This is a genomic window from Streptomyces sp. NPDC001594, from assembly GCF_042893675.1.
In the GTDB taxonomy this organism is placed as follows: domain Bacteria; phylum Actinomycetota; class Actinomycetes; order Streptomycetales; family Streptomycetaceae; genus Streptomyces.
Window position 1 is genome coordinate 363512 of sequence record NZ_JBIAVB010000006.1, and the last position, 26007, is coordinate 389518.

At 73.3% G+C, this 26007-nt stretch carries 25 protein-coding genes; 12 read left to right on the forward strand and 13 right to left on the reverse strand.

Translation table 11 applies throughout. The features are described 5' to 3' along the window. Position 1: 1 nt before the first annotated feature. Complete coding sequence (locus tag ACFY0O_RS15475; protein WP_388947171.1) at positions 2–991, reverse strand: EamA family transporter; 990 nt, start codon at positions 989–991, stop codon at positions 2–4. Between the two features lie 105 nt (positions 992–1096). On the opposite strand from ACFY0O_RS15475, the gene ACFY0O_RS15480 reads away from it, so the two are divergent. Together ACFY0O_RS15480 and ACFY0O_RS15485 are read left to right on the forward strand one after the other, a co-directional pair. After that, the gene (locus tag ACFY0O_RS15480) at positions 1097–2056 is read left to right on the forward strand and encodes a LysR substrate-binding domain-containing protein (protein ID WP_388947173.1); all 960 of its coding nucleotides are present in this window, start codon (positions 1097–1099) and stop codon (positions 2054–2056) included. A 55-nt stretch (positions 2057–2111) separates the two neighbouring features. Next, complete coding sequence (locus ACFY0O_RS15485; RefSeq protein ID WP_388947275.1) at positions 2112–3875, forward strand: glycoside hydrolase family 3 protein; 1764 nt, start codon at positions 2112–2114, stop codon at positions 3873–3875. Positions 3876–4100: 225 nt separating this feature from the next. On the opposite strand, the gene ACFY0O_RS15490 is transcribed toward ACFY0O_RS15485, so the two are convergent. Next, on the reverse strand, positions 4101–5579 hold the full coding sequence (locus ACFY0O_RS15490) for a S28 family serine protease (protein WP_388947175.1): 1479 nt from the start codon (positions 5577–5579) through the stop codon (positions 4101–4103). A gap of 86 nt (positions 5580–5665) precedes the next feature. Continuing rightward, on the reverse strand, positions 5666–6034 hold the full coding sequence (locus tag ACFY0O_RS15495; RefSeq protein ID WP_388947177.1) for a hypothetical protein: 369 nt from the start codon (positions 6032–6034) through the stop codon (positions 5666–5668). 168 nt (positions 6035–6202) lie between these two features. Here ACFY0O_RS15495 and ACFY0O_RS15500 point away from each other — a divergent pair, with 168 nt between their 5' ends. Continuing rightward, positions 6203–6760 (forward strand): EF-hand domain-containing protein, encoded by a 558-nt coding sequence (locus ACFY0O_RS15500; RefSeq protein ID WP_388947179.1) that lies wholly within the window; start codon positions 6203–6205, stop codon positions 6758–6760. Positions 6761–6788: 28 nt separating this feature from the next. Here ACFY0O_RS15500 and ACFY0O_RS15505 read toward each other — a convergent pair whose 3' ends face one another. Next, positions 6789–10574: an ABC transporter ATP-binding protein gene (locus ACFY0O_RS15505; protein ID WP_388947181.1), complete on the reverse strand. Its 3786-nt coding sequence runs from the start codon at positions 10572–10574 to the stop codon at positions 6789–6791. 226 nt (positions 10575–10800) lie between these two features. Here ACFY0O_RS15505 and ACFY0O_RS15510 point away from each other — a divergent pair, with 226 nt between their 5' ends. Both ACFY0O_RS15510 and ACFY0O_RS15515 read left to right on the forward strand, forming a co-directional pair. Then, a complete protein-coding gene (locus tag ACFY0O_RS15510) occupies positions 10801–11169 on the forward strand; it encodes a type II toxin-antitoxin system RelE/ParE family toxin (RefSeq protein WP_388947183.1) in 369 nt (122 codons plus the stop codon). A 14-nt stretch (positions 11170–11183) separates the two neighbouring features. Continuing rightward, positions 11184–11528 (forward strand): helix-turn-helix domain-containing protein, encoded by a 345-nt coding sequence (locus ACFY0O_RS15515; RefSeq protein WP_388947185.1) that lies wholly within the window; start codon positions 11184–11186, stop codon positions 11526–11528. A gap of 7 nt (positions 11529–11535) precedes the next feature. Here the strand turns inward: ACFY0O_RS15515 and ACFY0O_RS15520 are convergent, their stop codons facing one another. After that, entirely contained in the window at positions 11536–13233 is a 1698-nt protein-coding gene (locus ACFY0O_RS15520) for a thiamine pyrophosphate-binding protein (RefSeq protein WP_388947187.1), read from the reverse strand. A 47-nt stretch (positions 13234–13280) separates the two neighbouring features. Next, positions 13281–14249, reverse strand: a complete 969-nt coding sequence (gene speB / locus ACFY0O_RS15525) for an agmatinase (RefSeq protein WP_388947189.1) — start codon at positions 14247–14249, stop codon at positions 13281–13283. A 127-nt stretch (positions 14250–14376) separates the two neighbouring features. On the opposite strand from speB, the gene ACFY0O_RS15530 reads away from it, so the two are divergent. Then, positions 14377–15840, forward strand: a complete 1464-nt coding sequence (locus ACFY0O_RS15530; RefSeq protein ID WP_388947191.1) for a PucR family transcriptional regulator ligand-binding domain-containing protein — start codon at positions 14377–14379, stop codon at positions 15838–15840. On the opposite strand, the gene ACFY0O_RS15535 is transcribed toward ACFY0O_RS15530, so the two are convergent. Beyond that, positions 15800–16090, reverse strand: coding sequence for a hypothetical protein (locus tag ACFY0O_RS15535; protein WP_388947192.1), 291 nt, complete (start codon positions 16088–16090; stop codon positions 15800–15802). The genes ACFY0O_RS15530 and ACFY0O_RS15535 overlap by 41 nt on opposite strands. A gap of 108 nt (positions 16091–16198) precedes the next feature. On the opposite strand from ACFY0O_RS15535, the gene ACFY0O_RS15540 reads away from it, so the two are divergent. Both ACFY0O_RS15540 and ACFY0O_RS15545 read left to right on the forward strand, forming a co-directional pair. Continuing rightward, positions 16199–16993 (forward strand): Scr1 family TA system antitoxin-like transcriptional regulator, encoded by a 795-nt coding sequence (locus ACFY0O_RS15540; RefSeq protein WP_388947194.1) that lies wholly within the window; start codon positions 16199–16201, stop codon positions 16991–16993. Beyond that, a complete protein-coding gene (locus ACFY0O_RS15545; RefSeq protein WP_388947196.1) occupies positions 16986–17258 on the forward strand; it encodes a DUF397 domain-containing protein in 273 nt (90 codons plus the stop codon). Before ACFY0O_RS15540 ends, ACFY0O_RS15545 begins: the two co-directional genes overlap by 8 nt. Before the next feature lie 4 nt (positions 17259–17262). On the opposite strand, the gene ACFY0O_RS15550 is transcribed toward ACFY0O_RS15545, so the two are convergent. The 3 genes from ACFY0O_RS15550 to ACFY0O_RS15560 are packed head-to-tail and all read right to left on the reverse strand — an operon-like array spanning position 17263 to position 19021. Next, positions 17263–18147: a DUF1963 domain-containing protein gene (locus ACFY0O_RS15550; RefSeq protein ID WP_388947198.1), complete on the reverse strand. Its 885-nt coding sequence runs from the start codon at positions 18145–18147 to the stop codon at positions 17263–17265. Between the two features lie 29 nt (positions 18148–18176). Continuing rightward, the gene (locus ACFY0O_RS15555; protein ID WP_388947200.1) at positions 18177–18452 is read right to left on the reverse strand and encodes a hypothetical protein; all 276 of its coding nucleotides are present in this window, start codon (positions 18450–18452) and stop codon (positions 18177–18179) included. After that, positions 18449–19021 carry an RNA polymerase sigma factor gene (locus tag ACFY0O_RS15560; protein ID WP_388947202.1) on the reverse strand — a complete coding sequence of 191 codons (573 nt, stop codon included), beginning with the start codon at positions 19019–19021 and terminating at the stop codon, positions 18449–18451. Before ACFY0O_RS15560 ends, ACFY0O_RS15555 begins: the two co-directional genes overlap by 4 nt. Positions 19022–19291: 270 nt before the next feature. On the opposite strand from ACFY0O_RS15560, the gene ACFY0O_RS15565 reads away from it, so the two are divergent. Continuing rightward, a complete protein-coding gene (locus ACFY0O_RS15565; RefSeq protein ID WP_358896161.1) occupies positions 19292–20449 on the forward strand; it encodes an acyl-CoA dehydrogenase family protein in 1158 nt (385 codons plus the stop codon). 6 nt (positions 20450–20455) lie between these two features. Further along, complete coding sequence (locus ACFY0O_RS15570; RefSeq protein ID WP_388947204.1) at positions 20456–21334, forward strand: acyl-CoA thioesterase; 879 nt, start codon at positions 20456–20458, stop codon at positions 21332–21334. A gap of 54 nt (positions 21335–21388) precedes the next feature. Here the strand turns inward: ACFY0O_RS15570 and ACFY0O_RS15575 are convergent, their stop codons facing one another. Then, positions 21389–21850 carry a MarR family transcriptional regulator gene (locus ACFY0O_RS15575; RefSeq protein WP_358896159.1) on the reverse strand — a complete coding sequence of 154 codons (462 nt, stop codon included), beginning with the start codon at positions 21848–21850 and terminating at the stop codon, positions 21389–21391. A gap of 78 nt (positions 21851–21928) precedes the next feature. Here ACFY0O_RS15575 and ACFY0O_RS15580 point away from each other — a divergent pair, with 78 nt between their 5' ends. Continuing rightward, positions 21929–22789: an SDR family NAD(P)-dependent oxidoreductase gene (locus ACFY0O_RS15580; protein ID WP_388947206.1), complete on the forward strand. Its 861-nt coding sequence runs from the start codon at positions 21929–21931 to the stop codon at positions 22787–22789. Positions 22790–22798: 9 nt separating this feature from the next. On the opposite strand, the gene ACFY0O_RS15585 is transcribed toward ACFY0O_RS15580, so the two are convergent. Both ACFY0O_RS15585 and ACFY0O_RS15590 read right to left on the reverse strand, forming a co-directional pair. Then, complete coding sequence (locus tag ACFY0O_RS15585; protein WP_388947276.1) at positions 22799–23578, reverse strand: phosphatase; 780 nt, start codon at positions 23576–23578, stop codon at positions 22799–22801. A 116-nt stretch (positions 23579–23694) separates the two neighbouring features. Beyond that, on the reverse strand, positions 23695–24273 hold the full coding sequence (locus ACFY0O_RS15590) for a TetR/AcrR family transcriptional regulator (protein WP_358896157.1): 579 nt from the start codon (positions 24271–24273) through the stop codon (positions 23695–23697). A 101-nt stretch (positions 24274–24374) separates the two neighbouring features. Between ACFY0O_RS15590 and ACFY0O_RS15595 the strand changes: the two genes are divergently transcribed. After that, positions 24375–25991: a carboxyl transferase domain-containing protein gene (locus ACFY0O_RS15595; protein ID WP_358896156.1), complete on the forward strand. Its 1617-nt coding sequence runs from the start codon at positions 24375–24377 to the stop codon at positions 25989–25991. The last annotated feature ends 16 nt before the right edge of the window (positions 25992–26007 follow it).

Consider the following 26007-nt stretch of genomic DNA (forward strand, 5'->3'; position numbering starts at 1 on the left):
CTCAGCCGACGGGACGGGCGCCGGCCGCACCCACGGCGCCGGCCGCACCCACCGCACCGGCCGCACCCACGCCCCCGCCCCCGCCCGCGCCCCCGCCCGCACGGGACCCGGCGGCGGACGCCGCCCCCCGCCTCCCGCCCGCCGGGGCCAGTGAGGTCAGCCCCACCCCGCCGACCAGCAGCGCCGCCGCCAGCCAGCGCGGCCCCGAGACCGGCTCCCCCAGCACCAGCGCGGCCGAGGACATCCCGAACACCGGCACCAGCAGCGAGAACGGCGCCACGGCGGAGGCCGGGTAGCGGCGCAGCAGGTAGCCCCACGCCCCGAAGCCGAACACCGTCGACACCCAGGCGACGTAGCCGATGACGGCCGCCCCGGACCAGTCCAGGGAACGCAGCGCGGCCAGGTCCCGGTCGGGCCCCTCCAGCAGCAGCGAGAGCCCCAGCAGCGGCAGCACGGGGACGGTGCACACCCACACCATGAAGTTCAGCGCGTCGGGCGGGGCGGCCTTGCGGGTGAGCACGTTGGACACGCCCCAGCAGGCGGCGGCCGCCACGACCAGCGTGAACCCGGTCGCGGGACCCGACAGTCCGGTGTCCACGGCGGCGACGGCGATCCCGGCCAGCGCCACGGCCATGCCCAGCAGCCGCACCGGCCCGGGCCGCTCGCGCAGCACGGCGGCGGCGAGGACGGCGGTGAACACGGCCTGGATCTGGAGCACCAGCGAGGACAGCCCGGCCGGCATCCCGGCGGCCATGCCCGTGAACAGCAGCCCGAACTTGGCGATGCCCAGGGCCACCCCGACCCCCGCGATCCACTTCCAGGCGACCTTGGGCCGCCCGACGAAGAACACGGCCGGCAGCGCGGCGACGAGGAAGCGCAGGGCTGACAGCAGCAGCGGCGGGAAGTGGCCGAGCCCGATCTGGATGACGACGAAGTTGAACCCCCAGACGGCGGCGACGAGTACGGCGAGAGCGGTGTGTACGGGACGCATGGACCGAGCATCCGACGCCCCCACCATGTAGCACCAGCGCGCATGTCTTCCGGGAGGGATGAAGCATTCCTTACGAGTCCTCCCCACACCCCCTACGATGGCGGGATGCTCGACCTGCCCCGGCTGCGCGCCCTGCACGCCGTCTCCGTCCACGGCTCCGTGGCTGCCGCGGCCGCCGCCCTCGGCTACACCCCCTCGGCCGTCTCCCAGCAGATCGGCAAACTCGAACGGGAGACCCGCACCACCCTCCTGGAGCGGCGCGGCCGCGGGGTCGCCCTCACCGAGGAGGCCCGCCACCTGGCGGAGACCGCCCAGGAGCTGCTCGCGATCGTCGAGCGGGCCGAGACCACCCTGGAGGAACGGCGCGGCCGCCCCAGCGGGCTGCTGACGGTGGCCGCCTTCGCCTCGGCGGCCCGCGGACTGCTCCCCGGGGTGCTGGCCGACCTGGCGGCCCGCCACCCGGCGCTGGACGTACGCCTCACGGAGGTGGACCCGCACCTTTCGGTGGACCTGGTGGCCCGGGGCGTCACCGACCTGGCGGTGGCCCACGACTGGGACATCGCCCCGCTGCCCGCCCCCGAGGGCGTGGAGCAGGCGCTGATCGGCGACGACCGCTGCGACCTGGTGGTCCCGGCCGGGCACCCCTTCACCGCCCGGCGGCTGGTGCGGCGGTCGGACCTCGGCGGGCAGCGGTGGGTGTGCCAGCCGCCCGGACGGGTCTGCCACGACTGGCTGGTGCGGACCCTGCGCACGGCCGGGTTCGAGCCGGACGTCGCGCACATGGCCGAGGAGAACCACACCATCGTCGCCCTGGTCGCGGCCGGGCTCGGGATCGCGGTGGTGCCCCGGCTGGGCACCGGGCCGCTGCCGCCCGGCGCGGTGGCCGTCCCCCTGGAGCCGGTCCCCGTACGCCGGTTGTACGCCCTGTGGCGGACGGGCGCCTCCCGCCGCCCGGCGATCACCGAGACCGTCCGCACCCTCCAGGAGCACTGGCCGAACGTATCCGGCCGACTTCCGCAGGACGGGGCGAGTGTCCCGGGGACGCGGGGCACGGCCCGGGAGTAGGGTCCCGGGGGTGCCGTACCACGCCTCCCGCCGGGCCCTGCTCGCCGCCGCGGCCATGGCCGCCGCCACGGCCGCCGGTGCCGCCTCCTCCGCCGTGGGCTCCCGCCGCACGCCCGACGACCCTCGTCCCCCCGATGCCCCGCCGGGCCGGCGCCCGGACCGCGAGCGGCTGCGCGCACTGACGGCCTCGATGGGGCTGCCCGAGCTGGTGGGCCAGCTGTTCGTGTCCCGGGCCTACGGGCACTCGGCGACCGACCCCGACCCGGCCGACGCGGACCTGAACCAGGCCCAGTTCGGGGTGCGTACCGCCGCCGAACTGGTGGCCCGCTACCACCTCGGCGGGATCGTCTACTTCGCCTGGGCGCACAACACCGGCTCCCCGCACCAGATCGCCGCCCTGTCCAACGGCCTCCAGCGGGCCGCGGCCGGCTCGGGCGCCGGGATCCCGCTGCTGCTCTCCGTCGACCAGGAGCACGGGGCCGTCGCCCGGATCGGCCGGCCCGCGACCCTGCTCCCGGGGGCGATGGCCCTCGGCGCGGGCGGCTCGGCGGCCGACGCCCGCCGGGCGGCCCGGCTGGCGGGGGCCGAACTGGCCGCGCTGGGCGTCCGGCAGGACTACGCCCCGGTGGCCGACGTCAACGTGAATCCGGCCAATCCGGTGATCGGGGTGCGCTCCTTCGGCTCCGACCCGGACGCGGTGGCGGAGCTGGCGGCCGCCCAGGTGCGCGGGTACCAGGGGGCGGGGGTGGCCGCGACGGCCAAGCACTTCCCGGGCCACGGGGACACCGAGACCGACAGCCACGTCGGGCTGCCGGTGATGCGGCACAGCCGGGCCCAGTGGGAGGAGCTGGACGAGCCGCCGTTCCGGGCGGCCGTTCAGGCGGGCGCGGACGTGGTGATGACCGCGCACATCGTCTTCCCCGCGCTCGACCCCTCGGGGGACCCGGCGACCCTCTCGCACCCGATCGTGACCGGCATCCTGCGCGAGCGCCTGGGCTTCCGGGGGGTGGTGGTGACCGACGCCCTCGACATGGCCGGGGTCCGGCAGAAGTACGGGGACGACCGGGTGCCGGTGCTGGCCCTCAAGGCGGGCTGCGACCAGCTGCTGAACGCCCCCGACCTGGGACTGGCGTACCGCAGCGTGCTGGCGGCGGTCGAGTCGGGCGAGCTGACCCGGGCGCGGGTCGAGGAGTCGGTGCTGCGGATCCTGGAGGTCAAGGCCCGCCGGGGCCTGTTCGAGGACCCGTACGCGGACGAGGCCCGGGTGGACGCGGTCGTGGGCACCCGGGAGCACCTCGAGGCGGCCGACGCGATCGCCGCCGGTACGACCACCCTGCTGGCCAATCCGCGCGGGCTGCTGCCCCTGGACGCTGCGTCCGGGCCCCGGCTGCTGGTGACGGGTGCCGAGCCGCCCTCCCCCACGGGCACGACGGGACCCCCCGCGCAGGTCCTGGCGCGGGAGCTGACGGCCCTGGGCTGCCGGGCGCAGGCCCTGCCCGCGGACCGGGCGGTGGCGGCCGCTCCGGGCTGCGCGGCGGTGCTGGTGTGCACGTACAACGTCCCCGAGGGGGAGAGTCCGCAACGGACGCTGGTGGCGGACCTGGTCGCGACGGGCGTCCCGGTGGTGCTGGTGGCGGTCCGCAACCCGTACGACCCGGCCCGGCTGCCCGCGTGCGCGGCCGAGGTGGCCACCTACACGTGGACGGACGTGGAGATGCGGGCGGCGGCCCGGGTGCTGACGGGGGCCCGGCGGCCGGCCGGCCGCCTGCCCGTCCCGGTACCCGGCCGCTATCCGCTGGGCCACGGGCTGGGGTACTGAGGCACCCCGTCCCGCGGCCCGGCGGATACCCGGCTAGGCCGTCTCTTCCGGATCTTGCTCCCCCAGCTACCGCTGGGAGGGGCCCCCAGACCCGCGCCGCCCGGCACCGCACCTCGCCGCCTTGGCGGGGCACCAAGTACGTCCAGTACGGCGGCGCCCCGCCAAGGCGCCGATGCACGGCACCGGACGACGCGGGCTTAACCGGCAAGATCCGAAAGAGACGACCTAGGGCCGCAGCGAGTCGTGGCGCAGGTCGGTCCGGTCGAGCTCCGGGTCCGGGGCGGCCAGCGGGGCCGGCTGCGGAACGGCCTTCGCCGTGGCCGAACCGGCGGGGCCGGCGGCGGGGGCGACTCCGGCCCACTGCTGGATCCGCGCGGTGGCCAGGGCCCGCTCGCCGTCCTGGAGCTTGGCGACGTTGGCCCCGTGGTTGGCGCCCGGTGCGATCATCACGTAGCTGTCGGTGGCCCCGTAGCCGACGTGGAAGGGCTCGGCACCCCACGGGTCGTTCTGCCCGTACACGAACAGCATCTGGTGGGCGTTGTTCCGCACCCAGGTGTCCACGTCCGCCATGGCCCCCGGCTGGAAGGTCATGGGGATGTCGCGCGGCACGAAGTCGCGCGGCGGCTGGTACCCGTAGCGGCTCAGGCCCTTCAGCCAGGGCTGCTTGATGTCGGGCGAGCCGAGTTGGGTGCCGGCCTGGTAGTAGTACGGCGTGTACGTCTCCAGGCCCTGGTCGGCGTAGGCCGAGAAGCCGGAGATGGTGTCGACGCTGTCCCAGATCTGCTGGTCCGTCGCGGTCTTGGCGTCGGGGATCGTGCCGCAGTCGGAGAGCAGGCTGTACTGCCAGAAGGCCCAGGTGTAGTCGAGGACGACGGCCTCGAAGGCCTTGTCCAGGCTGCCGACGGTGTTGAAGGTCCAGCCGTTCGCGGCGGCGGCCTCCCGGTACTTGGCCTCCAGCGGCTCGCGGCGGACCAGGGCCTCGCGCTGGACGCCGGCCAGCTTGTCGCGGCACTCCTTGGTGCCGACCTTGGAGAGGAACCGGTCGTAGGCCGAGTCCTCCTTGTTGACCACGTCGTTGGGCGCGACGTAGGCGACGACTCCGTCCATGTCGCGCGGGTAGAACCGCTCGAAGTACGTCGCCGTCATCCCGCCCTTGCTGCCGCCGGTGGCGAGCCAGTTCTTGGAGTAGATCTTCTTGAGGGCGGTGTAGATCCGGTGCTGGTCGCTGGCCGCCTGCCAGATGTCGAGCTTCGACCAGTCCGCCGGGTCGGGGCGGGACGGGTTGAAGAATCGATACTCCATGGACACCTGGTTGCCGTCGACTATGGTCGTCGGCTCGGCGCGGCGCGGGCTGGTGTTGACGTTGTAGCCGGAGGTGTAGAACACCGTCGGCCGGGACTCATCCTTGTGCAGCAGGGTGATGCGCTGCTTGAAGGTGCCCTTCCACGGCTGCCGGTGGTCGATCGGCTGCTCGTAGTTCAGCACGAAGAACCGGTAGCCCGGGTACGGCTTCTCCTCGATCAGGCTCATGCCCGGGATGGCGAGGATCCGGTCCTTGATGTCCGCGGTGGCGCCCTGCCCCGCGGTGGTCGGCGCGGCGGCGGCCGGCTCTGCGGCGGTGGCCGCCTGAGCCGTGAGGCCGACCGAGCCGAAGGTGCCGATCAGCACCGCGAGCGGCAGCAGTCGGCCAAGCGTCTTGCGCATGCACTCTCCCCATTCGGTCCACTGGTGGTCGCCGTGAACCTAGCGGGGTCAACACGCCCGTGAACAGTACCGGTTGGGCCGCTACGTCAGCACAGGATCCAGCCGGATTCCACGGTTCCGGCCACGACACCGCCCTTTACATACACACACCGGTTGATCGCGGCGACGGTGACGGGGCCCGCGTAGCGGGTGAATTGCCCCGCATCGCCCACGGGGACCCCGCCGCGCGGCTGAACGCTGACCGCGAGGTGGCGGCGCGCCCCGGGGTGCAGGGCGACGGTGACCGCGCAGACCTGCGTCCGGCTCTTGTACACGCGCACCTCGGCGTCCGGCAGGGACAGCGTCCGGACCAGTTCGCCCGGGCAGCCGCCGGTGGCGGCCGCCGCGCGCGGCGCCGCCGCGAACACCCCGCCCACGGCCAGCCAGAGCGCCGCCCCGAACACCCCGAGGGACACCCCCCGCCGCCGCGCCCCGCGCGCCTTGCACCCCTGAGACACCCTGACCCCCCGATCGGTCGTACGTAACACGTACTGACGTACGTACGACGCGCCGGACCCCCGGAAGGTTGCACTACCCTGGGCGATCGACCGCATGCCCACCGTAGTCACGAAAGGCGTCCTCCCATGACGACCACCGACCTGCTCGACCGGAAGCTGGAGCGTGCGTTCGCGCACCTGGACGCGGACGACAACGGCGTGATCGACGAGAAGGACATGATCGCGCTCGGCTCCCGGCTGCTGACGGCACTGGCCGAGCCCGCCGACTCCCCCAAGGCGACCGAGGTGTTCCGCGGGCTCACCGACTTCTGGGTGGACCTCTTCAACGAGCTGGGCGTGGGCCAGGACCAGAAGCTGACGCCGCAGCAGTACCGGGACGGGATGACCCGCCTCTACAAGGACGGCGGCCCGGCCTACGAGAAGTCCTTCCGGCCGATGATGAAGGCGATGCTCACGGTCGTCGACACCAACGGGGACGGGCACATCAGCCCCGAGGAGTTCCACAAGGCCCAGCTGGCCTTCGACACCAGGCTGGAGCCCGCCGCCGCGGACGCCCTCTTCGAGCGGATCGACAAGAACCACGACGGCTACCTGTCGGTGGAGGAACTCCTCGACGCGGTACGCGAGTACTACACCGGTGAGGACGAGGACGCCCCGGGCAACCTGCTCTTCGGCGAGCTCTGACACCCGGGGCGGCCTCCTGACGGGTCCGCTAGGCGGCGGCCGGCTCGTCCTCCCCTGCGAAGGTCCGCCACAGCAGGGCGTAGCGGCCGCCCCGGGCCAGCAGTTCGGCGTGGCCGCCGTCCTCGACGACCCGGCCGCGCTCCATGACCACCACCCGGTCGGCGCGGGCGGCGGTGGTCAGCCGGTGGGCCACCACCAGGGTGGTGCGCTTGCCCGCCAGCCGGTCGGTGGCCTGGTTGACCTGGGCCTCGGTGGCCAGGTCCAGGGCCGCCGTGGCCTCGTCGAGCAGCAGCACGTCCGGGTCGACCAGCTCGGCACGGGCCAGGGCGATCAGCTGGCGCTGGCCCGCGGAGAGGTTGCGGCCGCGCTCGGCGACGGTGTGCAGGTAGCCGCCGTCAAGGGTGGCGATCATGTCGTGGGCGCCGACCGCGCGGGCCGCCGCCTCCACTTCGGCGTCGGAGGCCTCCGGGCGCCCGTAGGCGATGGCGTCGCGGACCGTCCCCGGGAAGAGGTACGACTCCTGGGGGACGACCCCCAGCCGGTGGCGGTACCCGGTCAGGTCCAGCTCCCGCAGGTCGGTGCCGTCGGCGGTGACCCGGCCGGAGGTCGGGTCGTAGAACCGGGCCACCATCTTGACCAGCGTGGACTTCCCGGCTCCGGTCTCGCCGACGAAGGCGACGGTCTGCCCGGCGGGTATCCGCAGGCTGATGCCGCCCAGCGCCTCGCCGTTCTCGCCGCGCTCCTCGGCGGTGGCGTACGCGAAGCGCACGTCCTCGAAGGCGATCTCGCCGCGCAGGGAGTCGACCTCGCGGGGCGCGGCCGGGGGCGGGGTGGTGGTGGGCTCGCGCAGCAGGTCCTGGATGCGGCCGAGGGAGACGGTGGCCTGCTGGTAGCCGTCGAAGACCTGGGAGAGCTGCTGGACCGGGGCGAAGAACAGGTCGATGTAGAGCAGGTAGGCGACCAGCGCGCCGGTGGTGAGGGTGGCCGCCTCGACCCGGCCGGCGCCGACGATCAGCACGGCCGCCGCCGCGCCCGAGGACAGCAGCTGGACGAAGGGGAAGTAGACGGATATCAGCCACTGCCCGCGCACCCGGGCCTGGCGGTAGGAGTCGCTGCGCTCGGCGAAGCGGACGGCGCCGTCGTGCTGCCGGCGGAAGGCCTGGACCAGGCGCAGCCCGGCGACGGACTCCTGGAGGTCGGCGTTGACCAGGCTGACCCGGTCGCGGGCGAGTTCGTACGCGGCGACCGACTTGCGGCGGAAGACGACCGTGGCGAGGACCAGCACGGGCAGGGTCGCGAAGACGATCAGCGCGAGTTCGAGGTCGAGGACGAGCAGGGCGACCAGGATGCCGAAGAAGGTCAGGACGGAGACGACGGCGGTGACCAGCCCGGTCTGCAGGAAGCTGGAGAGGGAGTCCACGTCGGTGGTCATCCGGGTCATGATCTTGCCGGTGAGCTCGCGCTCGTAGTAGTCCAGGCCGAGGCGCTGGAGCTGGGCGAAGATCTTGACGCGCAGGGCGTAGAGCACGCGCTCGCCGGTACGGCCGGTCATCCGGGTCTCGGCGAACTGCGCGGCCCACTGGGCGGTCACGACGGCCAGGGCGAGGAGCGCGGCCGCCCACACCGCACCGAGGGCGGCCTTCTCCACGCCCTGGTCGATGCCGTGCCGGATCAGCACCGGCAGCAGCAGCCCGGCGCCCGCGTCGAGGGCGACCAGGCCGAGGCTGACGGCGAGCGGGGCCCAGAAGCCGTGCAGCAGCCGGCGCAGGCCGTAGCTGTCCTCGGCGGCCGCGGCCCGCTCCTCGTCCACCTCGGGCCGGTCGTCGGCCGGCGGGAGGGCGGCGACCTGCGCGAGCAGCTCGGGGGTGGCGCCCGGCGCGGGCTCCTCGGCCGCCTTGTCCTGGCGCCGCCACAGCTCGGGGGTGACCCCGTCGACCACGCGCCGCTTGGCGTTCACGGGCTCGGAGTCGATCTCGGCCTCGAGCTCGATGTCCCGTTCCAGGTCGCGTTCCACGTCGCGGCCCATGTCCCGTTCGAACTCGGCCATGGAGAGCGCGTCGGGCGTGCGCGGGGAGCCGGCGCCGAGGGCCTCGGGGTCGGTGAGCAGGCGGCGGTAGAGGGCGGAGCGGCGCTCCAGTTCCTCGTGCGTGCCGAGGTCGGCGAGGCGGCCGCCGTCGAGCACGGCGATCCGGTCGGCGAGGGCGAGGGTGGAGCGGCGGTGGGCGATCAGCAGGGTGGTACGGCCGGCCATGACGGCGCGCAGGGCCTCGTGGATCTCGTGCTCGACGCGGGCGTCGACGGCGGAGGTGGCGTCGTCGAGGAGGAGGAGCCGGGGGTCGGTGAGGAGGGCGCGGGCGAGCGCGATGCGCTGGCGCTGGCCGCCGGAGAGGGTCAGGCCCTGTTCGCCGACCTTGGTGTCGTAGCCGGCCGGGAGCGCTTGGATGAACGATTCCGCTTGGGCCGCGCGGGCGGCCGCGCGTATCTCCTCGTCGGTGGCGTCGGGGCGGCCGTAGGCGAGGTTGGCGCGGATGGTGTCGGAGAAGAGGAACGAGTCCTCGGGGACCAGGCCGATGGCGGCGCGCAGCGAGTCGTACGTCAGCTCGCGCACGTCGTGGCCGCCGACGCGGACGGTGCCGTGGTCGGCGTCGTAGAAGCGCGGCAGGAGCAGGGAGACGGTGGACTTGCCGGATCCGGACGCCCCGACGACGGCGACGGTCTCGCCCTCGGCGACGGTGAGCGAGAACCCGTCGAGGACGGGCCGCTCGGGGTCGTAGCCGAAGCGGACGTCGTCGAACTCGACGGTGGCGGGTGCGTCGGCCGGCAGCTCCCGCGTCCCCTCGCGGATCACCGGCTCGGTGTCGATCAGCTCGAAGACCCGCTCGACGCCGGCCCGGGCCTGCTGGCCGACGGTCAGCACCATGGCCAGCATGCGGACGGGGCCGACCAGCTGGGCGAGGTAGGTGGAGAAGGCGACGAAGGTGCCGAGGGTGATGTGCCCGCGGGTGGCCAGCCAGCCGCCGAGGGCCAGCATGGCGACCTGGCCCAGCGCGGGGACGGCCTGGAGGGCGGGGGTGTAGCGGGAGTTCATCCGGATGGCGCGCATCCGGCCGCCGAACAGCCTGCGGCCGGCCTCTCGGAGCTTGCCGGTCTCCTGCGCCTCCTGCCCGAAGCCCTTGACCACGCGCACGCCGGTGACGGCCCCGTCGACGACGGTGGCGACGGCGGCGGCCTGGCTCTGCGCGTACCAGGTGGCGGGGAAGAGCTTCTTGCGGCTGCGCTTGGCGATGAACCACAGGGCCGGGGCCATCAGCAGCGCGACCACGGTCAGCACCGGCGACAGCCAGACCATCACGCCCAGGGATATCCCGAAGAGCAGGAAGTTGCCGATGGTCATGGGCAGCATGAAGAGCAGGCCCTGGATCAGCTGGAGGTCGCTGGTGGCCCGCCCGACGACCTGGCCGGTCGACAGCTCGTCCTGGCGCCGCCCGTCGAGGCGGGCGATGGTCGCGTACATGTCGGTGCGCAGGTCGTGCTGCACGTCGAGGGCGAGGCGGCCGCCGTAGTAGCGGCGGATGTAGGTCAGCACGTAGACGAGCAGGGCGGCGCCGACGAGCAGGCCCGCCCAGGGGGCCATCGCCTTGGTCTCGTCCCCGATGACGTCGTCGATGATGGTCCGGGTCACGAGCGGCACGAGCGCCATGACGGCCATGCCGGCCAGCGAGGAGCCGAGCGCCAGCAGCACGTTGAGCCTGTACCGCCAGGTGTAGGCGGCCAGCCGCCTGCCCCAGCCCTGTTTCTCCCCTGCCGCCGTCACGTGGTGCCTCCCCGTAGGTCCTGTCCTGCCGAGACCCCCAACGCTCCGACCGGCGGATTTCATCCCGCCGCAACAATTCGAACATCCGCGTACGGCGCCTCCGGCGCACGCGGGGAGCGGCCGGACGGGCGGCTCCGGTAGCGGGACCGGCGGGAGCTCACTCGTTCGGGCGGCTTCACGCGTCGCACCCCCCGCCATACACTGGAATATCTATACGTTCAGCTATATGGAAGACCTTTTCACGGTCGAGATCGAGCCGGAGGTCCGGCTGTGGCTCATGAACCTGTCGGACGCCGACTACCTGGTGGCAGAGCATGTCGTAGGACTTCTCGTCGACGCACCGACCACCCTCGGGGAGCCATACGCGCGACACCTGGGAGGCGGCGTCCGCGAGCTGCGCTTCATGCTCGGCCACAACCGTGAGGCGGTACGCCTCTCGTACCGCCTCGCTCATGACCGGAGGATCGTGCTGCTGACCGTCTTCAGGAAGACGAAGCAGCGCGAAGTCGCAGAAGTGGATCGGGCCGTGCGTGCCGGCCGGGTATGCGAGTCCTCCCATGGACCAGCGGTCGACGTGTATACCCGTGACGTCTAGAAGGGAGAATCGCCATGGTCAGCCACGCTCAGTGGAAGCTCTCGCGGGACCGGAAGGTGGCGCAGGGCCTGGCCGAGCCCGCCGAGACCACACGGCAGCGGGAGGAGATCCGGCTCGCCTTCGAGCTCGGGCAGGCGGTGTACGACCGTCGCACCGAGCTCGGCATCTCGCAGACCGAGCTCGCGCGCCGGGCAGGTATGACCCAGCCCCAGGTGTCGAAGCTGGAGCTGGGCGGGACCGTACCGACGGTGCCTCTGCTGGCACGGCTCGCCCGCGCCATGGAATCCGAGCTGACCCTCAAGCTGGTCGGCGAGACGTCCCACGTCGTCTTCGCCGCCCAGCATCACGAGGCCGCTTAGCCGCCGCTTAGCCGCCCTGGCCCAGGTGGGTCGGGGCGAACATCTTCAGGGTGGTCGGGAGGACCAGGACCGAGGGGCCCGGGATGGCGAGGGCGGCGGCGAGGTTCTCGCGGAGGGTGGACGGGGTCGTGGTGGACGCCGGGACGCCGAAGGAGTGGGCCAGGGCGACGAAGTCGGGGCGGGTGAGTTCGGTGGCGGTGGTACGGCCGTCGAAGGCGTCCGTCATGTACTCGCGCAGGATGCCGTAGCCGCCGTCGTCCACGATCAGCCAGGTGACGTCGAGCTCGTACTGCTTGGCGGTGGCGAGGTCGGCGACGGAGTACATCGCGCCGCCGTCGCCGGAGACCGCGAGGACCGGGGTGCCCGGCTCCGCGACCGCCGCGCCGAGGGCGGCCGGGAAGGCGTAGCCGAGGCCGCCGGCGCCCTGGGCCGAGTGCATGGTGTTGGGGTGCTTGGCGTCGAAGGCCGACCAGGCCCAGTAGGACAGGATCGTCATGTCCCAGAAGGACGGGGAGCGGGGCGGGAGGGCGGACCTGATCGAGGTGAGGAGCCCCTGCTCCAGGGTGAGGTCCTGGGCGGCGAGGCGGGCCGCGATGGCGTCGAGGACCGCGCGGACCCGGGCGGGGGCGTCGGCGTCCTCACGGGGTTCGACCGTCTCCAGGAGGGCCTGGAGGGCCAGGCGGGCGTCCGCGTGGATGCCCAGCGCCGGGTGGTTGGACTCCAGCTTGCCGAGGTCGGCCTCGATCTGGACGACCCGGCCCGTGGGGAAGAACGTGTGGTAGTTCGAGCTGAGTTCCCCCAGGCCCGAGCCGACCACGAGGAGGACGTCGGCGTCCTCCAGGAAGTCCGTCATGTGGCGGTCCTCCAGCCAGGACTGGAGGGAGAGCGGGTGGGTCCAGGGGAAGGCGCCCTTGCCGCCGAAGGTGGTGACGACGGGGGCGTTCAGGCGCTCGGCGAGCTGCTTGAGCTTGCCGGCGGCGTCCGCGCGGATGACGCCGCCGCCCGCGATGATCACCGGTCGGGCGGCCCGGGACAGCCAGTGCGCGGCCAGCGCGGTCAGCTCCGGGCGCGGGGCCAGCTCGTGCGGGCTCGCGTCCATGCCCGTGACCTGCGGAATCACCGTCTCGGCGCGAAGCACGTCCTCGGGGATCTCCACCCAGACGGGGCCGTGCGGCGCGCTCAGGGCCGACTCCCAGGCCTCGGCGACCACGGAGGGGATCTGGGAGGGGGTGCGGGCGATGTGGACGGACTTCACCACGTCGCGGAAGGACGCGGACTGCTCGCGCAGCTCGTGCAGGTGCCCGCGCCGGCCCCCGCCCAGGCCCGGGGACGGCACCTGGGAGGAGAGGGCCAGCACGGGCGCGGAGGCGGCGGCCGCCTCCGCGAGGGCCGGTAGGGACATGAGCGCCCCGGGGCCGGTGGACAGCAGGAGCGGGACCGCCTCGCCCGTGAGGCGGCCGTAGGCGTCGGCGGCGAAGCCCGCGTTGTTCTCCGTCCGCAGGCCGACCAGCCGCAGGTCGGAGCGGCCGACGGCGTCGAAGAGGGCGAGCGCGTGCTGCCCCGGCAGACCGAAGACGGTGGTCGCGCCGAGGCCGCGCAGCGTCTCCACGACCAGGTCCCCGCCCGTGCGGCCCGGCGGCGGGGCCAGGGCGGCCGCCGTCTGGGCGGCGGTGGGGCGGAGAACCAGGTCGTGGTCGTGCGTCACGTGCTTGCGTGCCCTTCGTACGGCCGCCGTGTTCGCCTCGCCGGGTGTTACTTCGCCTTCGAGGCGGCGATCTGGCGGCTCATGATCGTGGTGAGCTCGTACGCGGTGTGCGAGGCCGCGACCGAGGTGATCTCGGCGTGATCGTACGCCGGGGCGACCTCGACCACGTCGGCGGAAACGAGGTTGCAGGAGGACAGACCGCGGATGATCTCCAGCAGCTCGCGGGAGGTCATGCCGCCCGCCTCCGGCGTGCCGGTGCCGGGCGCGTGCGCCGGGTCCAGGACGTCGATGTCGATGGAGATGTACAGCGGGCGGTCGCCGATGCGCTGGCGCAGCTGGTCGGCGATCTCGTCGGCGCCGCGGCGGTAGACGTCCGCCGAGGTCACGATGCCGAAGCCCATCTTGGCGTCGTCGTCGAGGTCCTGCTTGCCGTACAGCGGGCCGCGGGTACCGACGTGGGAGAGCGCCTCGGTGTCGAGGATGCCCTCCTCGACGGCGCGGCGGAACGGGGTGCCGTGGGTGTACTCGGCGCCGAAGTAGGTGTCCCAGGTGTCCAGGTGGGCGTCGAAGTGCAGCAGGGCGACCGGGCCGTGCTTCTTCGCGACCGAGCGCAGGAGCGGGAGGGCGATGGTGTGGTCGCCGCCGAGGGTCATCAGGCGGGAGCCGGCGGAGAGGAGCTCGTCGGCCGCGGCCTCGACGGTCTCGACGGCCTCGTTGATGTTGAAGGGGTTCACCGCGATGTCACCGGCGTCCGCGACCTGGGCGAGGGCGAACGGGGAGGCGTCCTGCGCCGGGTTGTACGGGCGCAGCAGGCGCGAGGCCTCGCGGATGGCGTTGCCGCCGAAGCGGGCGCCGGGGCGGTAGGAGACACCGGAGTCGAAGGGCACGCCGACGACGGCGACGTCGGCGGAGCCGACCTCGTCCAGGCGGGGCAGGCGGGCGAAGGTCGCCGGACCGGCGTAGCGCGGGATGCGGGAGGAGTCGACGGGGCCGCGCGGCGTCTGCTCGGTGCTCATGGGGGGTGCCCTTCTGTGGTCCTGCGGTGGTCCTGCTGTGTGCGGTCCTTCGAGCGTAAGCGTGCCGCGCGGGGGCGGGGAGGGTACGTTTCATCCATCTGGCCGCGCTGAAATGTACGGAGTATCCATGACCGAGGCAGGGCCCGGGGCGGCGGCCGCGGCGGCCCCCGCCGGGGAGCCGATGACGCCGCCCGTGGGGCTGGCGGGGCTGCTCGGGGAGCGGGGGCTCGGGCTGCGGCACCTCGCCGGGCCGGCGGAGGCGGAGGTGCACGGGGTGCACGCCTCCGAGATGGCGGACCCGTCCCCGTACCTGCTGGGCGGTGAGCTGCTGCTGACGGCCGGGGCCGAGCTGACGGGGGCCGGGGCGGCCGCCTATGTGGACCGGCTCGCCCGCGCCGGGGCCGCCGCGCTCGGCTTCGGCGTGACCCCGGTGCACGAGGTGGTGCCGGCGGGTCTGGCGGAGGCGTGCGAGCGGTACGGGCTGCCGCTGGTCGAGGTGCCGCCGGGGACCCCCTTCACGGCGGTCGCCCGCGGGGTGGGACGGCTGATGGCGGAGGCCCGCACGCGGGAGCTGCGCCGCGTCACCGAAGCCCAGCGGTCCCTGGCGGCGGCCGCCGCCCGCCCGGACCCCGTCCCGGCGGTCCTCTCCCGCCTGACGGCGGCCCTGGGCGGCTGGGCGGCCCTGTGGGAACCGGGGCCGCGGGGTGCGGCGGGGCCGGGGGGCGCGGCGGCCGGAGGGGAGCCCGGCGAGGAGGTACGGGCGGCGCTGGCGGGGCTGGCGCTGCGGGTGGCTCCGGGGAGCCCGGCCACCGCCACCGACAGCCTGGGCGGCACCCGTCTGGCCGCCTACGCGGTGGGCGGCGGCCGGGTGCTGGCCCTGGCCACCCCCGGCCGGGCTCCCGGCGACCACACCATCGCCTCGGTCGGCGCCGTCCTGCTGACCCTGCTCACGGCGAGCGGCCCGGCCGGCGCGGAGCCGGCCGCGCTGACCCGTCTCCTGCTCGACGGCGACCCGGACGCCGCCCTCACCCCGGGCCCCTGGTACGCCGTCCACGCCCGGGGCGGCGCCGACCCCCGGGCCCTCGCGGCGGCGCTGGGCACCGTACTGCTGGACCCGCACGGGGACGGCGTACGCCTCCTCACCGACCGGGAGCCCGCCCCGCAGCCGGGGTGGCGGCTCGGGGTCAGCGCCCCGGCCGCTCCGGCGGAGCTGCGCACGGCCGACGCCCAGGCCCGCCGCGCCCTGACCCGCGCCGAGGCCTCCCGTACCCCGCTCGCCCGCCACACGGACCCCGGCGTCACGGGCCTGGTCGGCGAAGCGGAAGCCCGCGCCCACGCCGAGGCGCTGCTCGGCTCCCTCTCCCCCACCCTCCGGGAGACCCTGCGCGCCTGGCTGGCCCACCACGGCAGCTGGGACCGTACGGCGGCGGCGCTGGGGGTCCACCGGAACACGGTCCGCCAGCGGATCGCCCGCTCGGCGGCCCTGCTGGACGACGCCGACCTGGACGACGCGGACACCCGCATGGAGCTGTGGTTCGCCCTGCGGTGGCTCAGTCCAGCACCGGCTCGGCCATCCGGGCCCCCCGGCTGACGGCGATCCGGTGCACGTCCCGCAGCGACTCGGCCATCCGGCGGCCGAGGTAGCGCAGCTGGGCGCCGGTGGCGCCGTAGTCGCCGAGCATGTCGTCGGCGTGGCCGAGGAGTTCGACGGCCACGCCGAGCTGGACGCGCTCCATGTCGTCCGCGACGCGGGAGAGGTACCCCTGCCCGTCGGTGACGAGGTAGCAGGGCTGCCCGTCCCCGGTGACCCACGGCAGCAGCCGCCCTTGTTCGTGCGCCATTCCCGATTCCCTTCACTGTGTAGCGATCCGCTCACAGAGTGAGACGGTCGGGAGTAGGCTCGCCAGGGCGGGCGGCGTGACTTCGACCCGGTCACAGGGGAGTTGACCATGAGCAACATCTACGGGGACTGGCTGAAGGCCCAACGGAAGGCGGCGGGCCTGACGCAGCAACAGCTGGCCGACGAGGCCCTGATGACCCGGACCCACATCGCCCACATCGAGGCCGGCCGCCGGACCCCGTCCCGGGAGGACGCGGTGCGGCTGGACCGGGCGCTGGGGACGGGGGACGTGCTGAGCAGCTTCCTGCCGCAGCAGGACGTGGCCGTCGCCGACTACTTCGAGGCGGCCCGGCAGTTGGAACAGCAGGCGACGGAAATCCGGGAGTTCGCCATCTCGTTCGTGCCCGGGATCCTCCAGACCGAGGCGTACATGCGCGCTGTGCTCAGCACGGCGTTCCCACCCTGGAGCGACGAAGAGTGTGACCGGATCGTCGTCACACGACTGGAACGAGCACAGGTCTTCACCAAGCCCGTCCCACCCGTGGTGTGGACGCTGCTCGATGAGGCGGTGCTGCGCCGCCCGATCGGCGGCGAGGACATCATGGCTGAGCAATTGCTGCACATCGCGCACCTTGCCGAGTCACATCGCATTCGGTTGCATGTGCTTCCGTTTTCCGTGGGTCCCCACCCGCTTGCACAGGCCATGCCGACCCTCATGCGATTCGCAGATCAGCCGCCTGCGGGCTACACGGAGGCGATCCTCGCCGCCAAATTGCACGACAGCCCTCACGTTGTCGAACGCCTGCACGCAGCCTACGATTTCGCACTAGGCGACGCATTGCCCCGCCAGGAATCCATCGCCTTCCTGCGGGCAACAGCAAAGGAATACGGACACCATGAGTGAGCACGTCCTCCCCGACGCGTCCATGCTGCCCGACTGGCGCAAGTCCTCGTACAGCGGCAGCAACGCGGACAGTTGCCTGGAAGTCAGCGATGTCTGGCGGAAGTCGTCGCACAGCGGGAACGAATCCGGCAGCTGCGTCGAGGTCCTCGACTCCCACCCCACCGCCGTCCCCGTCCGGGACTCCAAGAACCCGACCGGGCCCGCCCTGCTGATCCCCGCCCCCGCCTGGACGGCGTTCGTCGGCGCCCTCAAGCGGGAGCCGTAGCCGGTCAGCTGCAGTCGAACCAGTGCCCCACCGGACGGTCCGGGCACGTCCGGCACTCGAAGACGTAGACGCCCCCCGCGTCGCCGAGGCAGAGGCCCGCCGACTCGGAGACCTTCCAGTCGGGGCGCCCGCCGTCGGGGGCGCGGTCCTCCTCGGGGAGCCACGTGCGCCAGGACTCGCCGTCGACCTCCCAGCTCGCCACCGTCAAGAGGTGCTCCATCCGGCCGCCGCACCCCTCGCAGTCGGGCCAGGCCGGGTCCTGCGTCCACCCGGGCCAGCCGCCCAGCTTGATCCCCGGCGCGTCGGCCAGGTGGTGGTGGTAGTACAGGCCGGTGCGCTCCTCCATCTCCTCGATGCGCGGACGGAGCACGTCCGACAGTTCCCGGGGCATGTCCCAGCTCGGGTACTCGGTCACCGTCTCGGGATGGACCACGCACGGGTCCGGGTACCAGTAGCCGGACAGGTCGGGCGCCGGCTGCGGCGTGGGGCACACCTCGCCCACCGCCGCCGAGTCGCGCCAGTAGACCTTCGGCAGCGGGTAGCAGTACTCGCCGTGGCCGTACGGGCACCACACCACCTGGAGCAGGTCCGTCCCCTCGGGGAACGGCAGGCCGGGCGCGTCGGCGCGGTAGACCTGCACGATGGGAAGCATGGGCGCCGCCTCCTCGTGGAGGTCCGCCGACTCCGGCTCGTAGTGCTCCTCCGCGCACACCGGCCACGCCTCCCCCGCCGGCCACAGCAGCGGTCCGCCGACCGAGCTGTCAGTGGGGGCGGGCGACCCCGGGCGGGGGTGGAGGCGTACGGCCTCGCGGCGGTAGGGGGTCAGCTCCGGGAAGAGCGCCTCCATGTCGACGGGGCGGGCGGGCGTCGTACGGGTGTTCTTGATCATGCCGGGACCCTACGGCCCCGGACCGACAGTCACGCGGACGGCGTCAGCGTGCACCGCCCGTCCTCGCAGGAGCGCTTCAGCCGGCCCCTGGAGAGGGTCTGCACCAGCCCCACCGCCCAGCACATCGGGCAGCCGCGCAGGGCGAGCAGCCCCACCGGCAGCAGGGCCAGGCTCACCGGCCACGCGTACGGGAGCAGGACGACGGCCAGCGCCAGCGAGCCGAACCCCAGCACACCCCGCGCCAGGTGCCGGGGCAGGGAGGCGCTCGCGAAGTCGGGGCGGGCATCGCGCTCGGTCGGGGTCATCGGTCGTTCCCTCCTGGGACGGAATCGGGTACGGCGAGCAGCGTTTCGCGGACCGCCGCCCGGGCGCGGTGGAGGCGGGACTTCATCGCCGCCGTGGTGAGCCCCAGCGCGTCGGCGACCATGCGGCCGCTGAGGCCCTGGACGTCCCGCATGACCAGCACCCGCCGTTGGTCGTCCGGGAGCGCCGCGACGGCCGCCGCCACCCGGCCCGCCTCCAGGCGGCGCAGCGCCTCGTCCTCGGCCGAGTCCACGGCGGGGCCGTCGGCCGCGGGGTGCTCGCGGTCCCGCTCGCGGACCACCGCCCGGGCGCGCCGCAGGCACTCGTTGCGGACGATGCGGAACATCCACGAGGCCAGCGCGCCGGAGGCCCGCAGCATCCCGATCTTCCGGTACAGGATGATCAGCGCCTCCTGCGCCGCGTCCTCGGCGTCCTCCGGGGTCGCGCACAGCGAGCGGGCGAAGCGCCGTACGTTCGGGTGGGAGCCCGACACCAGGGCGGTGAGGGAGTCGAGGTCACCGCCCTGGGCGGCCGTGATCAGCCGCTCCCCGGGCCAGGACGGCTCAGCCACGCGCACCGCGCCGCCCCCGCTTCAGGACGAACACGCACGTGCACAGCAGCACCGCACCGGCGGCGATGGCGATACCGATGATCATGGCGACCTCCAGGTCCCGTTCCGTACCCGCGTGCGTCGCGGTACGGGGATAAGAGGCACGGGACCACGGAAAGGATTCGCCGCCGGCCGGCCGAGTCTGGACAGGATCGACAACCCGCCGGTAACTTAGGTATGAGCAAGCGCTTAGACATAAGCGGCGGACCGCCGCGACGAAGGGAGCCGGCCGTGCGCCGTACGGTGTTCAACGAGGACCACGAGGCGTTCCGCGAGACCCTCCGCGCCTTCATCGAGGCCGAGGTCGTCCCCGTCTACGACGAGTGGTTCCAGGCCGGCCAGGCGCCGCGCGAGTTCTACTACCAGCTCGGCGAGCTGGGCGTCTTCGGCATCAACGTCCCCGAGGAGTTCGGTGGCGCGGGCCTGGACACCCACAAGTTCGAGGCCGTCCTGTACGAGGAGACCTCCCGCGCGGGCGTGAACTTCGGCGGTTCCGGCGTGCACGTGCTGCTCGCCCTGCCCTACATCAAGATGCTCGCCACCGACGAGCAGAAGAAGCGCTTCCTGCCGAAGTTCGTCTCCGGTGAGGAGATGTGGGCCCTCGCGATGACCGAGCCGGGCACCGGTTCCGACGTCGCGGGCATGAAGACCACCGCCAAGCTCTCCGAGGACGGCACGCACTACGTCCTCAACGGCTCGAAGACCTTCATCACCGGCGGCGTCCACGCCGACCGCGTGATCGTCTGCGCCCGCACCTCCGCCCCGAGCGAGGACGACCGCCGCTTCGGCATCTCCCTGTTCGCCGTGGACACCAAGTCCGAGGGCTACTCGATCGGCCGCAAGCTCGACAAGCTGGGCCTGAAGACCTCCGACACCGCCGAGCTGGCCTTCGTCGACGTCAAGGTCCCGGTCGAGGACCTCATGGGCGAGGAGGGCAAGGGCTTCTACTACCTGGGCCACAACCTCGCCTCCGAGCGCTGGGGCATCGCCTTCGGCGCCTACGCCCAGGCCGCCGCGGCCGTCCGCTTCGCCCAGCAGTACGTCACGGACCGCACGGTCTTCGGCAAGCCGGTCGCGCACTTCCAGAACACCAAGTTCGAGCTCGCCGCCTGCCAGGCCGAGGTGGACGCCGCCCAGGCCGTCGCCGACCGCGCGCTGGAGGCCCTGGACGCGGGCGAGCTGACCCCGGCCGAGGCCGCCTCCGCGAAGCTCTTCTGCACCGAGGTCGCGCACCGCGTGATCGACCGCTGCCTCCAGCTGCACGGCGGCTACGGCTACATGAACGAGTACCCGATCGCCCGCCTGTACGCGGACAACCGCGTCAACCGCATCTACGGCGGCACCAGCGAGATCATGAAGTCGATCATCGCCAAGTCGATGGGTCTGTAAGTCCCCTTGAACGAAGCGCTCTCCGGTCTCCTCGATCTGCTCGACCTGGAGCAGATCGAGGAGAACATCTTCCGCGGGACCAGCCGCCCTTCGCTGATCCCGCGCGTCTTCGGCGGGCAGGTCGCGGCCCAGGCGCTGGTCGCGGCCGGCCGCACCGTGCCCGGGGACCGTACGGCGCACTCGCTGCACTCGTACTTCCTGCGCACGGGCGACCCGGGCGCGCCCATCGTCTACACCGTCGACCGGATCCGCGACGGGCGCTCCTTCACCACGCGGCGGGTCGTCGCGGTGCAGCACGGGCAGCCGATCTTCCACCTGTCGGCCTCGTTCCAGGTGGACGAGGAGGGGCTGGACCACCAGATCCCGATGCCCGACGCGCCCGACCCGGAGACCCTGCCGACGGCCGCCGAGGCCCTGCCCGCCTACCGGGACCTGTTCCGGGACCCGGGCACGGTGGAGCGGCTGCTGGAGGCGCGCGGCGCGGTGGACCTGCGGTACGCGACGACGCCGCCGTGGGGGTCGATCGGCGCCCCGGTGGAGCCGCGCTCACAGGTGTGGTTCCGCACCGCCGGCAAGCTGGACAGCGCCGACCCGCTGCTGCACACGTGCCTGGCCACGTACGTCTCGGACATGACCCTGCTGGACTCGGTGCTGCTCGCGCACGGGCGCGGCGGCTGGGCGGTGGGCGACGTGGTCGGGGCCTCCCTGGACCACGCGATGTGGTTCCACCGGCCGCTGCGGGCGGACGAGTGGCTGCTGTACGACCAGGATTCGCCGACGTCGCACGGCGGCCGGGGCCTGGGCCAGGCCCGCATCTGGACCCAGGACGGCCGGCTGGCCGTCACCGTCATCCAGGAGGGCGTGGTCCGCGTACCGCGCGCCTGAGCCACCTGCACACGGAGGCCCCCCGGATCCCGTCCGGGGGGCCTGCGTCGTTCCCTACTCCTTCGGGCGGGCCTTGAGCTTCGCCCAGACCGTCTCCAGGGCGGCGATGTCCCCGTCGTCCAGCAGGTCGTCGAAGACCTCGGCGAGGGCCTCGCGGCGGGTGGCGTCGGCCTCGGCGAAGAGGCGGCGGCCCGCCTCGGTGAGGGCGATGCCGACCGAGCGGGCGTCGGTCGGGGACGGTATCCGCTCGATGAGCCCGCGGGCCCGGAGCGAGTCGGCGACGCGGGAGACCTGACTACGGCTGAGCAGGGTCCGCGCGCCCAGCTCGGAGGGGGCGACGGGCTCCTGCTGCACGCTCAGCCACAGCATCACCTCGAACCACGACAACGGCAGGTCGTGGCGGCGGGTGAGCGCCTGGTCGACCCGGGCGGTGAGGGTGGTTCCGGCCCAGACCAGCCCGTAGAACGCGTGGTCGCGGGGGGTGAGGCCGTCCAGGTTGAGGTTCGCGTGCGCCATGGACCCAGGGTACCGGGTTGCGTGCACACGCACACATCGTTAATGTGTGTGTGCACGCACAAACCTAGGGAGTCCTCCATGAGCACCCAGACCACCGCCAAGACCGTCCTCATCACCGGCACCTCCTCCGGCATCGGCCTGGCCGCCGCCGTCGCCGCCGCGCGGGCCGGCTGGCACGCCGTCGCCACCATGCGCGACACCACCCGCGCCGACGCCCTGGTCAAGGCCGCCGCCGAGGCCGGGGTCGCCGACCTCGTCCAGGTCAAGCGGCTGGACGTGACCGACGCGGACTCCGTCGCCGCCTGCGTGGCCGAGGTCGTCGCCGAGCACGGGCACCTCGACGCCGTGGTGAACAACGCGGGGGCCGGCTTCGTCGGCACCGTCGAGCAGCACGGCATGGAGCAGGTGCGCTCCGTGATGGAGGTCAACTTCTTCGGCGTCGTCGAGCTCACCCGGGCCGCCCTCCCCCACCTGCGCGCCTCCGGCGGCCGGGTCATCACCGTGACGAGCGTCGGCGGCGTGGTCGGCCAGCCGTTCAACGAGTCCTACTGCGCCGCCAAGTTCGCCGTCGAGGGCTTCATGGAGTCCCTCGCGCCGGTCGCCGCCGCCGCGGGGGTCCAGGTCTGCGTCGTCGAACCGGGCGCCGTCTCCAGCGAGTTCGTCAACAACGTCGGCCTCGACATTCCGGCACTGCTCGCCCAGGCGGGCCCGTACGCCCCGCAGCTCCAGGGCTACATCGACCACGCCATGCGGTCCTTCGGCAGCGACACCGCCCAGACCCCCGAGCAGGCGGCGGCGCCGGTCGTCGAGGCCCTGACCGCCGAGAAGATGCCCTTCCGGATCCAGACCTCCGACTGGGCCCGCACCTTCGTGGGCATGAAGCTCGCCGACCTCGACGGCTCCGCCGTCCGGACCGAGATGAGCTCCTGGCTGGGCTGAGCGCCCCGGCTAGCGCAGGCCGGCCGCGGTGAGCAGGTACGCCACCATCGGGTCGTAGAAGCGGGGGTCGCGGACGTGGTCGTCCAGGGGGACCGCCACCTGGAGGGTGCCCTCCGCCTCCGCGAGGAACAGCGCGGGGTCGTTGGAGTCGGCGTAGCCCACCGCGTCCAGGCCCCGCTGCGCCGCGCAGCCCGCCCAGCCGTGGTCGGCGACGACCAGGTCCGGCAGCGGGCGGCCGTCGTTCACGAGGGCGTCGAGGATCGCGGCCATCGGGGCCGGGGAGTGGGTGTGCCACAGGGTCGCGCCACGCTCCATGACGGCCACGTCGGCGAACTGCCACACCGAGCCCTCGTCGGCGAAGAGCCCCGCCGGGATACGGACGATCTCGCAGCCCGCCGCGCGCAGCGCCTCGGCCGTGGCCCGGTGGACGTCCAGCAGGCCGCCCGGGTGGCCGGTGGCGAACAGGACGCTCTGCCGGTCCAGGGCCGCCTTGCGCAGGCGGGCCGCCATCCGGTCCAGGCCCGCGACCGTCAGCTCCGGGTCGATGGTGTCCTGCCCGGTCCGGTGCGCCGGGTCGTCGGCGACGCCGACGCGCTCGGCCATCACGGCCAGGACGTCCTGCTCGTCCGTCCAGCGGTCGCCCAGTTCCAGGCCGAACCAGTAGTGCCGGTCGCCGTTGGCGAGCCTGCGGTAGTGGGAGAGGTTGTTCTCGCGCGGGGTCGCGACCCGTCCCGCGATGCGCGTGCGCACCAGGTGGTCGATGAGCTGCGCGCGGCTGGGGGTCTCTATGGGCTCTGTCGGCTTCGGCATGCGGTCCATTCTGCCGCCGCCCGGCCGGATCCGTCCGTTCCGCCAAGCGGCCTTCAAGCCGGGGAGCAAGCCCGGGAGCGGGCCGCGGAGCCCCTTCACCCCGACAGCGCCCCGAAGGCCCCGTGCGCGAGCCGGCGCAGCAGCGACTCCGTCGCCTCGCGGCCCAGCGCGCCCAGGTGCGGGGTGGAGTTCAGCAGACCGAAGACCGCGTGCACGGCGACCCGCACCTCGGCCTCCCCGACCTCGGGGTGCAGCTCGCGCACGACGGTCACCCACAGCTCGACGTACTGGCGCTGGAGCTGGCGCACCAGCTTGCGGTCCTCGTCCTTGAGCCGGTCGAGCTCCCGGTCGTGCAGGGTGATCAGCGCCCGGTCGTCCAGCGCGAAGTCGATGTGCCCCTCGACCAGGGAGGACAGCAGCGCCCGCGGGTCGGCGGCGGCCTCCTCGACCCGGCGGCGGCCGCCGGTCAGCAGCCGCTCGCTGATCCCGACGAGCAGCTCGGCGAGCATCGCGTCCTTGCCGGGGAAGTGCCGGTAGAGGCCCGGGCCGCTGATGCCGACCGCGGCCCCTATCTCGTCCACGCCCACGCCGTGGAAGCCGCGCTCCGCGAAAAGCCGAGCGGCCTCGCGGAGGATCTGCTCGCGGCGGGTCGGGGTGGCAGCTCTGGTGCTCATGGGAATCCATTCTAGACAGGGCGGTTAGCGCTCGTTAACCTTTGACCCAGACGCGTTAACGGTCATTAACACAGCAGGTACCGAGCAAGGGAGCTCGACCGATGCAGCAGGCACCAGTGCTGACGAGCGCCGCGGACCCGGCGTCCGAGGCCTGGCGGACCAATGAGGCCGCCCACCGCGAGCTCGCCGAGGGCCTGCGCGCCCGGCTGGACGCGGCCCGGCTCGGCGGCGGGGAGAAGGCCCGCGCCCGGCACACCGCGCGCGGCAAGCTCCTGCCCCGCGACCGCGTGGACACCCTCCTCGACCCCGGGTCCCCCTTCCTGGAGCTGGCCCCGCTGGCCGCCGAGGGAATGTACGGGGGCGCGGCGCCGGCGGCCGGTGTGATCGCGGGCATCGGCCGGGTCAGCGGCCGCGAGTGCGTGATCGTCGCCAACGACGCCACCGTCAAGGGCGGCACCTACTACCCGATGACGGTCAAGAAGCACCTGCGGGCGCAGGAGGTGGCGCTGGAGAACCGGCTCCCCTGCCTGTACCTGGTCGACTCCGGCGGCGCCTTCCTGCCCATGCAGGACGAGGTCTTCCCCGACCGGGAGCACTTCGGCCGGATCTTCTACAACCAGGCCCGCATGTCGGGCGCCGGCATCCCGCAGATCGCGGCCGTCCTCGGCTCCTGCACGGCGGGCGGCGCGTACGTCCCGGCGATGAGCGACGAGGCCGTCATCGTCCGCGGCCAGGGCACGATCTTCCTCGGCGGCCCGCCGCTGGTGAAGGCCGCCACCGGCGAGGTGGTCACGGCCGAGGAGCTCGGCGGCGGCGAGGTGCACTCGCGCACCTCCGGCGTGACCGACCACCTCGCGGAGGACGACGCCCACGCGCTGCGGATCGTACGGAACATCGTGGCGACCCTGCCCGAGCGCGGGGCCCTGCCCTGGTCGGTCGAGCCGGCCGAGGAGCCGAAGGTGGACCCGTTCGGGCTCTACGGCGCGGTCCCCGTCGACTCCCGCACCCCCTACGACGCCCGCGAGATCATCGCCCGCGTCGTGGACGGCTCGCGCTTCCAGGAGTTCAAGGCGGAGTTCGGACAGACCCTGGTCACCGGCTTCGCCCGGATCCACGGCCACCCGGTCGGCATCATCGCCAACAACGGCATCCTCTTCTCCGAGTCCGCGCAGAAGGGCGCCCACTTCATCGAGCTGTGCGACCAGCGCGGCATCCCGCTGCTCTTCCTCCAGAACATCTCCGGCTTCATGGTCGGCCGCGACTACGAGGCCGGCGGCATCGCCAAGCACGGCGCGAAGATGGTCACGGCCGTGGCCTGCGCCCGGGTCCCGAAGCTGACGGTGGTGGTCGGCGGCTCCTACGGCGCGGGCAACTACTCGATGTGCGGGCGGGCGTACTCGCCGCGCTTCCTGTGGATGTGGCCCAACGCCAAGATCTCCGTCATGGGCGGCGAGCAGGCGGCCTCCGTCCTGGCCACGGTCAAGCGCGACCAGATCGAGGGCGCGGGCCAGGAGTGGCCCGCCGAGGACGAGGAGGCCTTCAAGGCCCCGGTCCGCGCGCAGTACGAGGAGCAGGGCAACGCCTACTACGCCACCGCGCGGCTGTGGGACGACGGGGTCATCGACCCCCTGGAGACCCGGCAGGTGCTGGGGCTGGCCCTGACCGCGTGCGCGAACGCCCCGCTGGGCGAGCGCGGCTACGGCATCTTCCGCATGTGACCCGTGACTTGTGACT